The organism is Pseudarthrobacter oxydans (assembly GCF_013314975.1).
Classification (GTDB): Bacteria; Actinomycetota; Actinomycetes; order Actinomycetales; family Micrococcaceae; genus Arthrobacter; species Arthrobacter oxydans.
In genome coordinates, this window is the sequence record NZ_JABTYH010000061.1 from 1 (window position 1) to 8,035 (window position 8,035).

The 8,035-nt window shown below is 66.8% G+C and carries 10 protein-coding genes; 4 read left to right on the top strand and 6 right to left on the bottom strand.

All coding sequences use genetic code 11. The annotated features are described in order from the left end of the window. Positions 1–115: 115 nt before the first annotated feature. The 3 genes from HTS88_RS21650 (at position 116) to HTS88_RS21660 (ending at position 2,297) form a co-directional block, all read left to right on the top strand. Positions 116–1,333 carry a YihY/virulence factor BrkB family protein gene (locus HTS88_RS21650; protein WP_174182207.1) on the top strand — a complete coding sequence of 406 codons (1,218 nt, stop codon included), beginning with the start codon at positions 116–118 and terminating at the stop codon, positions 1,331–1,333. 396 nt (positions 1,334–1,729) lie between these two features. Then, the gene (locus HTS88_RS21655) at positions 1,730–1,987 is read left to right on the top strand and encodes a hypothetical protein (RefSeq protein ID WP_174182209.1); all 258 of its coding nucleotides are present in this window, start codon (positions 1,730–1,732) and stop codon (positions 1,985–1,987) included. A 133-nt stretch (positions 1,988–2,120) separates the two neighbouring features. Then, the gene (locus HTS88_RS21660; RefSeq protein WP_174182211.1) at positions 2,121–2,297 is read left to right on the top strand and encodes a CsbD family protein; all 177 of its coding nucleotides are present in this window, start codon (positions 2,121–2,123) and stop codon (positions 2,295–2,297) included. A 102-nt stretch (positions 2,298–2,399) separates the two neighbouring features. On the opposite strand, the gene HTS88_RS21665 is transcribed toward HTS88_RS21660, so the two are convergent. The 6 genes from HTS88_RS21665 to HTS88_RS21690 all read right to left on the bottom strand — a co-directional run bounded on the left by HTS88_RS21665 (position 2,400) and on the right by HTS88_RS21690 (position 7,399). Next, complete coding sequence (locus HTS88_RS21665) at positions 2,400–3,143, bottom strand: glycosyltransferase family 2 protein (protein ID WP_246256553.1); 744 nt, start codon at positions 3,141–3,143, stop codon at positions 2,400–2,402. Beyond that, entirely contained in the window at positions 3,140–4,543 is a 1,404-nt protein-coding gene (locus HTS88_RS21670) for a PIG-L family deacetylase (protein ID WP_174182215.1), read from the bottom strand. Before HTS88_RS21670 ends, HTS88_RS21665 begins: the two co-directional genes overlap by 4 nt. Next, entirely contained in the window at positions 4,537–5,631 is a 1,095-nt protein-coding gene (locus HTS88_RS21675; protein ID WP_174182217.1) for an acyl-CoA dehydrogenase family protein, read from the bottom strand. The genes HTS88_RS21670 and HTS88_RS21675 overlap by 7 nt, the downstream gene beginning before the upstream one ends. 62 nt (positions 5,632–5,693) lie before the next feature. Then, complete coding sequence (locus HTS88_RS21680; RefSeq protein WP_174182219.1) at positions 5,694–6,173, bottom strand: Dps family protein; 480 nt, start codon at positions 6,171–6,173, stop codon at positions 5,694–5,696. Between the two features lie 102 nt (positions 6,174–6,275). After that, positions 6,276–6,953, bottom strand: a complete 678-nt coding sequence (locus HTS88_RS21685; protein WP_174182221.1) for an O-methyltransferase — start codon at positions 6,951–6,953, stop codon at positions 6,276–6,278. A 122-nt stretch (positions 6,954–7,075) separates the two neighbouring features. Beyond that, positions 7,076–7,399: a thiamine-binding protein gene (locus HTS88_RS21690; RefSeq protein WP_174182222.1), complete on the bottom strand. Its 324-nt coding sequence runs from the start codon at positions 7,397–7,399 to the stop codon at positions 7,076–7,078. A gap of 120 nt (positions 7,400–7,519) precedes the next feature. On the opposite strand from HTS88_RS21690, the gene HTS88_RS21695 reads away from it, so the two are divergent. Beyond that, on the top strand, positions 7,520–8,035 hold a 516-nt coding region (locus tag HTS88_RS21695), incomplete at its 3' end, for a TetR/AcrR family transcriptional regulator (protein ID WP_174182224.1).

Below are 8,035 nucleotides of genomic sequence, written 5' to 3' on the forward strand. Positions count from 1 at the left end.
GCGGCATCCAGTACACCGCGGCACACGCAAGGCACCCAGCACTACCTGACAGGCCGGCCCCGCCAACCGCGGAGCTGGCCTGTCCGTTTTTCGCCCCTTATCGAGAGGACACCCCATGGCCACTCATGACGCATCCGAGAGCAGCACCGCCAAAGCAGGCCAGGCCCCGGCACCCGATGATTCCCGGAAGCCGGAGAGTCCGAAAGACCTCGTCAAGCCGAACTGGAAATACATTGCCAAGAAGACCCTTCGGGAATTCAGCAAAGACCAGTGCCCCGACCAGGCCGCAGCCCTGACCTACTTCGCGGTCCTGTCACTGTTCCCGGCCATCCTGGCCCTCATCTCAGTGATCGGGCTCTTCGGCGATCCCCAGAAAACCACCAGTGCCCTGCTGCAGATCGTGAGTGGTTTTGCCCCTGCCGAGACGGTCAACACCGTCAGCGGAACTGTCGAAGAATTGGCCAGCGCACCAGCCGCAGGGCTGACCCTTGTCCTTGGCCTGGCCACCGCCCTGTGGTCCGCCTCAGGGTATGTCGGCGCGTTCGGCCGTGCCATGAACCGGGTCTACGAGGTGGACGAGGGCAGGCCCTTCGTCAAGCTGCGCGGAACCATGCTGGTGGTCACCCTCCTCGCCGTCGTCATCGTGGCCATCCTGGCCGGCATGCTGGTCCTGAGCGGCCCGGTAGCAGAAGCGGTGGGCGGCCTGATCGGCCTCAGCGGCGTCTTCCTCGCTGTCTGGGACATCGCCAAATGGCCTGTCATGGTGGGACTGATCATCGTGATCATCGCCGTCCTCTACTACGCCACGCCCAACGTCAAGCAGCCCAAATTCAAGTGGATGAGCCTGGGGTCCGGCATCGCCCTCTTCATCTTCCTGCTGGCGTCGCTGGGGTTCGGTTTCTACGTCGGCAACTTCGGCAACTACAACAAGACCTACGGCGCCCTGGGCGGCGTGATCGTGATGCTGCTGTGGCTCTGGATCCTCAACATGTCGCTGCTCTTCGGTGCGGAATTCGACGCCGAAATGGAGCGCGGCCGCCAGCTCCAGGCGGGCATCAAGGCAGAGGAAACCATCCAGTTGCCGCCAAGGGACACCAAGAAGAGCGAGAAGCTGCAGAAGCAGGAGGAAGAGGACATCCGGCACGGACGGGAAATCCGTGAGAAGTACAGCGCCGGGAACGGCGGGGACGAGTCCTCGGACGAGGGCCGGGACCAGGACGGGGGCCGCGGCTCCGGGGAGCCCCGGGAACCGCACCGGGACCGGGTCCGGGACAAGGTACGCGACCGCGCCCTGGGCGGAAACCAAGACCGGGGCGGAAACGACGCCCGGTAGGGCATTCCGCGGGGACTAGGCAGGACCTTCAAGATGGGAGAAAATTGTCTTGGAGGTCCTGTTTGGGTTTCCCGGGTTTTAACAAGGGATCCGGGAGCAGGCGGGGCCGGCGGTGAGATGGCCTCTTCTGAGACCGAGGCCAGTCCCCCCAGTCGCCGTCGGCCCCCTCGATCCACGCGGTCCAGCCAACCCCACCGGTCCACTCCACATGCCGTGATGCCTCCACCAGCCGGGCTTTTCCGCCTGCCTGCCGAGCCTGTCCAGACTGGGCTGCCTAACTGGACAAAGCGAGCCGCCCTGCCATACCTTCATGATTACTCTGTTGAGCCCCTCCGGGGCCGGCAGGGCCGCTGAAGCAGATACGGCGGCATCAAGGTCGAGCCCGAATGAGCGAACATGCCTGCTACACATTTTGAAGATTTTCTTGCCGAAGCAGTTGTCGCGGACAGGGAGCCGGGGCTGGGCCTCGGACGCGATGAGCTATATGGCCTCTACACCAGCTGGTGCCTCCTCCACAAAGCCCAGCTTCAGCCGCCGGAAGCACTGTGGGTGGCGTTGGGAACCCACGGAATCAACCCGGATAGCAACAACCTTTCCATGACCGGTCCTGCAGCCGCGGATTACATCGTCGCCAGCGCCCCCGACCTGGTCTGACACGTTCCCGCCGTTCGCCTCAGGCAGCGGCTCCCCGGTGCAGCCAGCCATCTGTTGAAGCAACCCCTGGCTAGCTAGCATGGGAGCATGACCTGCGTATCGCCGCAGGTCACCAGCCGAAGGGAGAAATGCCGTGGGTTTGGACGACAAGATCGACAACGCCGCCGAGAAGATGGCCGGCAGGGCCAAGGAAGCGGCCGGCAAGGCGACTGACGACGAAAGCCTCCGGGCCGAAGGCCAGATGGACCAGGCCAAGGCTGACTTAAAGCAGGCCGGCGAGAAGGTCAAGGACGCTTTCCGGAAGGACTAGTCCTTCTCAAAGGGGCTGCTGCGCAACCGCAGCAGCCCCGTCCCGTTGATTACGTTCCCGCTAAACCACGTTCCCGCACATCCTGCCGCCCCGGGGCTGCCTTTATGCTTCCGGCGCCAAGGCGATCTCCATGCCGAGCGTCCGCAGATAGGCCCCGAAGCCCTTCGGGGCGCGGGCCTGTGTGCGGCCGGATGTCCGCACGCGGATAGTGTCCGTGGCCCTGACATCAAACCCGTGTTCCCGCAGCCGCCCTGCGAGCACCCTGTCCTCATGCGAGAGGTGCCGCGGGAACCCGCCCGCCACAAGGTACGCCGAACCGCGGACGCCGAGGTTTGCCCCGAAGACGTGCGGGTGGTCCTCCCCGAAGGAGTGCATCGACTGCCAGCGGCTGAGCAGTTCAGGTGCCATCCCGGCGGGGTCCACTTCCACGGACCCGAGCACCGCATCGGCTCCCGCCGCAGCCAACTCGAGCTGCCCCACGAGCCAGTTGTCCGGAACCACCGAGTCGGCGTCGGTGTTCGCCAGCCACAACCCGGCCTCGTCGCCAGGGCTTGCATCTGCCCCGGCACCCAGGGCCTGCCAGATTCCCGCGCGCCTGCTCCTTCCCACGCTTCGAAAGGCGACCGGAAGGACAGAGAAGCAACTGTTCCGGGCGGCGTATGAGGACGCTATGGCAGCAGAACCGTCCGTGCACGAGTCAAGGACCGCGAGAACCCTGACATCGGTTCCCGGCTGGACCTGCCGGAGTGTTGATGCGGCGGCCTCCACGCCGGCCAAGGCTCGGCCCAGGTGTTCCTCCTCGTTGTGGACCGGAATCACCACGGCCACCCTGTCAATGGGCGTCAAGCAGGCACCGCCGCCGGGGGCGCAATCAGGGTCTCCAGCAGGAAGTCCCGCTCCCGGTAGAGTCCGGCGGTGGGCCATGCCAACCGGTCGCGCACCCGGGTGTGGACTGCTTCACCGTCCAGCTCCCAGCCGGAAATGGGGTGGCGCCAGTGGCACAACAGCAGGGTGCCGCCCGGGAGGATCGAGTCCCTGGTTTTTTCGATGAGGGCATCGAGCTCAGCGGCAGCGAGGTAGTACCCCACCTCGGACACCACCACCAGGTCGTAGTTCCCGGCAGGCCACTCGGCGGGCAGCGTCAGCTGCATGGCGGTGACGCCCGGGAATGGGGCCAGGCGTTGCGCTGCCTGCGCCAACGCTGCACCGCTGGCGTCCACGGCCAGCAGGCTGGTGCACCGCGGGGCGAGGTCTTCCGTCAGCGTGCCGATGGAGCAACCGATCTCCAGGGCCGCGGAATAGTGTTCGGAGGGCAGCGCCGCGAGCGTCAGGGCGCGCTTCCGCCGCTCGTACCAGCTGGTGGTGTACTTCCAGGGGTCCGGCTCCCGGCTGTGGATGCCGTCGAAGATGCCCTGTGCTTCCTTGCTGGTGCGCGGCACGGTACCGGGGCTTCCTGGTTTTCCGGGCATGAACTCCTGCGGGGCAGTCCAGGCGAAGGTTTCAAACGGGCGGGAGAAGTGCCGCAGGAAGGACCCGCTCAGGAGGACCTCGTCACCGGGGTGCGGAGACAGCGGCCGGGTCTGGCTGGCATGCTCCTGCATGGCCCGCTCCTTGACGGACTGCTCTCCGGGCTCCAACGGCATCCTCACCCAGGATTGCCATTCGGGGTGCCCGGGGGTGGCCCAGTGCCAGTACCAGATGGGGTATTCCAGGAGTGCGTATCCATTGTCGGCGGCAACAGCAGCGGCCGCAGCGCCGAGGGCATCGTGGTCGGCATGCCCGTCGGCGCGGTACGGCGCAACAATGGCGAGCCGGCCGGCAGAACCGGCCAATGCTGCGGCGGCTTCGCTGACCGAACGGGTGATGCCGGCAGTGCGCTCCGCCAGGCCGCTGTCCGGCAGGCCGAGGTACCGCCAGCGGCCGTTCAGCCCCAGGTGGTCCAGGGCCGCGGCGAACTCTGCCAGGCGCCTGGCAGTCAGTTCTTCCCGGGAGACTGTTGTCGACCCGGGATGCGAGGCCTCCCCTGCCGTGCATAACAGCACCTCCACCTCTGCGCCGAGGGCGTGCAGCCGCGCCAGCAGGCCGCCCGCTCCGAGCGTCTCATCGTCCGGGTGGGCGGCAAGGACCAGGAACCGCATGGCAGCAAGCTCCTCCGGACCGAGTGGAAGCTCAGGAATGACCGGAAGGCCCCGAGCGGACCAGGCCGACTCGTCAGTCCCCTCATCCGTGTGCAGGAAGGTCACCACGAAGCGTCACCTTTCAGGGTCAGGGAGCCCAGTTGGGCGTCGTCACGCATGCCGTGGTGCTGGCGGACGTACAGCGCCAGGTCAGCCATCCGCTTGGCATACGTTCGGTCGAAGGCCAGCGGTCCCGGCCCGCGGTTGCTGCCCACTACAGTCAGGACGCGTTCGACGGCGGCGGCACAGGTTCCGCGCACGCGCAGCGCATCGCTCCAAGGCGAAACCCGCGCGGCGTCCCGCTGATGGGAAGACCCCTGGTCGGCGGGCATCTGTCCCCGCCGGTCGATGCCTTCCGCTGTACCTGCCAGGTACTGCAGCGCGGAGGCCAGGGTGCGGTCCAGCTCGCCCAGCGAGGCCAGCGCAACCTGGTCCGGCTCCCGGCCGGAAAGGCGTCCGGCACGGAGCGAGTCACGGTAGTCGCGGGCGATGCCCACGGCTCCCCCGAGCCAGCACGCGGCCACCCCCATGCCGCCCCACGCAAAACCAGGACGGCTGTAGTACCAGTTGGTTCCCTGCAACGGCTCAGCGGGGACCCGGTCGAACCAAACGGTCCCGCTGGGAATTTCCTGCAGCCCCCTGGCCACCCACTCCGGTTCCTCGCAGGTCACGCCGGCGTGGCGCAGGTCCACGGCGAAAGCCGCACGGCCGCCGTCGTCCGTGTGGGCAGTGACCACCGCGTGGTCAAGCACCTGGGCGAGGGAACACCACGGCTTGGCGCCGCTCAAAAGCACCCCGGAACCGTTGCTCTCCGCGGTGAGCCGCATGCCTGGACCTTCCGCCGCAAAAACACCCCACGCGCCGCCGGCACGGGCAGGATCATGCCCTGCCTGGGCCAGGATTGCCAGGGCATCCAGGTGCGGCTCGAAGACCCGGGCAGCTGCAACGTCGATGGCGGCAACTGTGGCCAGCAGCTCCCAGAGGAGACCCGTGCTGCCTTCACCGGGCCGCGGCCACTCCTTTCCGGCTTCCTGCGCCAGGCCAAGCAAAACAGGCACGTTGCCGGCACCGGCGGAGACTGCCTGGAACAAAGGATCCAGGCAGTCCGGACCTTCCCTTCCGGCGGAGAGCCGGACCGCTGCGTTGGTGCCGGGCATGGCGTTCCCGGCGGATGGTGCGCTGTGTTTTTTGGAGAGTTCCTGCATCGTGGCGGCGGCGCCTAGGTGCCGGCCGGCTCGGTGACGGAGGCTGTGGGTGCCATGGTTTCGGCGTTGACCATCCAGGCCAGCTGTTCCAGCCGCTCGATGGCAGCGTGGAGCAGGTCGGCGCTGGTGGGGTCTTCCTCATCCACCTCGTCGTGGACATCCCGCATGGTCTGGACCGTCCGCTCCAGCCGGGCGGTGATGAGTTTGACGGTCTGCTTGGTGGAGGTCAGGCCTTCGGGGAACCCGTCCAGCCGGGTTCCGGCGGCGACGGTGCCGCTGCGGCCGTCCGGCAGGGCATGCAGCGCGCGCATCCTCTCCGCGGCCTGGTCCGCGAAGAGCCGGGCGGCTGCGATGATCTCGTCGAGCTGCAGGTGCAGGTCGCGGAAGTTTGTGCCCACGAGGTTCCAGTGCGCCTGCTTTCCCTGCAGGTGCAGCTCAATGAGGTCCGTAAGCACCGTCTGAAGATTGCCGGCAAGGGTGGGTGACGCTTTCATCAGTTTCCTCCACTGCTGCTGTTGGTCCGGCTGGTCGCCAGCCGGATTCTGATTCTAAGCATACTTAGCAGTTTGTTGGGCAGGAAGGTCCCGGCGCGGGTGCTACCGGATGCGTGCAAGCGCGAAACCGTCCCAGCCTTTGGATCCAACGGTCTGGATGACGGTGGCGTCGAGCCGCGGGTGCCCGCCCAGGAGCCTAAGCGCCTCAATGATTCCCGGCGCGTTGACCGGGTCCATTCCGGGGTCCAGGATTGCCCCCTCCCAGACGGCGTTGTCCAGGACCACCGTGGCCCCCGGCCTTCCCAGCCGGACGGCCCAGTCCAGGTAGCGGCTGTTGTTCTCCTTGTCCGCGTCAATGAAGATGAAATCGAAGGGCTCCCGGCCCTCTTCCTCCAGCGCCGCCAGGGTCTCCAGCGCAGGACCCAGCCGGATCTCCACCTTTTCCCCCAGGCCGGCGGCATCGATGTTTGCCCACGCGACCTCCGCGTGCTTGGGCAGGAATTCGCAGGTGACCAGGGTTCCGTCAGAAGGGAGGCCCCGGCCCATCCAGATGGTGCTGAAGCCGGCGAGCGTGCCGATTTCGAGCACGCGCCTGGCCCTGGACAGCTGGACCAGAAGCTTGAGGAGCTTGCCTGCGTTGGGCGCCACTTCGATGGCGGGCATCCCGGCCTCGGCGGCGGAACTGATGGCCTGCTGCAGCGCAGGATCCGGATGGACCACGACGTCGGACAGGAACTCTTCTGCCGCAATCCACTCCGGACGGGGATGGTGCTCAAACATTGCCACAGTTTGGCATGGGGTGGCGTTGGAATCCAGAGATGTTGGATGCCGGCGACGGCAGGGGCCCGGAGAATAACCTGGTGCCGGCGAAAGGCCGACGGCGGGCCCGGGGGCTCCGCGGGTCAGGAACCGTCTGCGAGCGCTTCTTCCAGGCGGTCCACCTTTGCAGTCAGTTCCCCTGTGTAACCCGGCCGGATATCAGCCTTGATCACCAGGGAGACGCGGCTGCCGTACCGCCCCACTGCCTCCGTTGCCCGCTTGACGACGTCGAAGACCTCGTCCCATTCACCTTCGATGGTGGTGAACATCGAGTCCGTTGTGTTGGGCAAGCCCGACTCCCGGACGATTTTGACGGCGGCGGCAACGGCGTCGTGCACTGACGCGTCAGTGGGCCGGGAACCTTCGCTGGGAGCGCCGGACGGGGCGACAGAAAACGCAAGCAACATGAGGCCAGTGTGCCACGCCTTGCGAGCGGTGACAGGGCAGGATGGCGCCCGCGAGCGTCACATAACCCCCTACCGCGCAGTAACGGTGTTCGCTGAAAGCTCCGTTGCTAACCTTTTCGCATGAGCCTCGCAGTCGCCCGTAAGCCCCTCCGTGCCGACGCAGCGCGGAATGTGGACAAGATCATCACGGCGGCCCGGCAATGCTTCCGCGAATTTGGGCCTGAGGTACCGCTGCAGACCATCGCGGCTACCGCAGGGGTTGGCCCCGCCACCCTCTTCCGCAATTTCGCGGACAAGGAAGAGCTGGTACTGGCCGCCCTTAACCGGCAGCTCCGCCTCACGGTGGATCCGGTGGTGGACGGCGCCCTGGCGGACATCGACGGGGCCGCCGGACTGCTTCGGGTCCTGGAGGCGCTCATGGACGCGGCCAGCGCCGACGCCAACCTGCTGGGCGCCGTCGCGGGGCGCCGCGAACTCCTGACCGGCATTACCGGCTCACTCATGGAATCCATCAGCGTGCTGCTGGTGCGGGGCCAGGGGCAGGGAAGCCTGCGGGCGGACATTTCCATGACGGACATGTTCCGGCTGCTCGCCATGCTCATCGGCGTGGTGGACACCATGGAGCCCGGTTCCGAC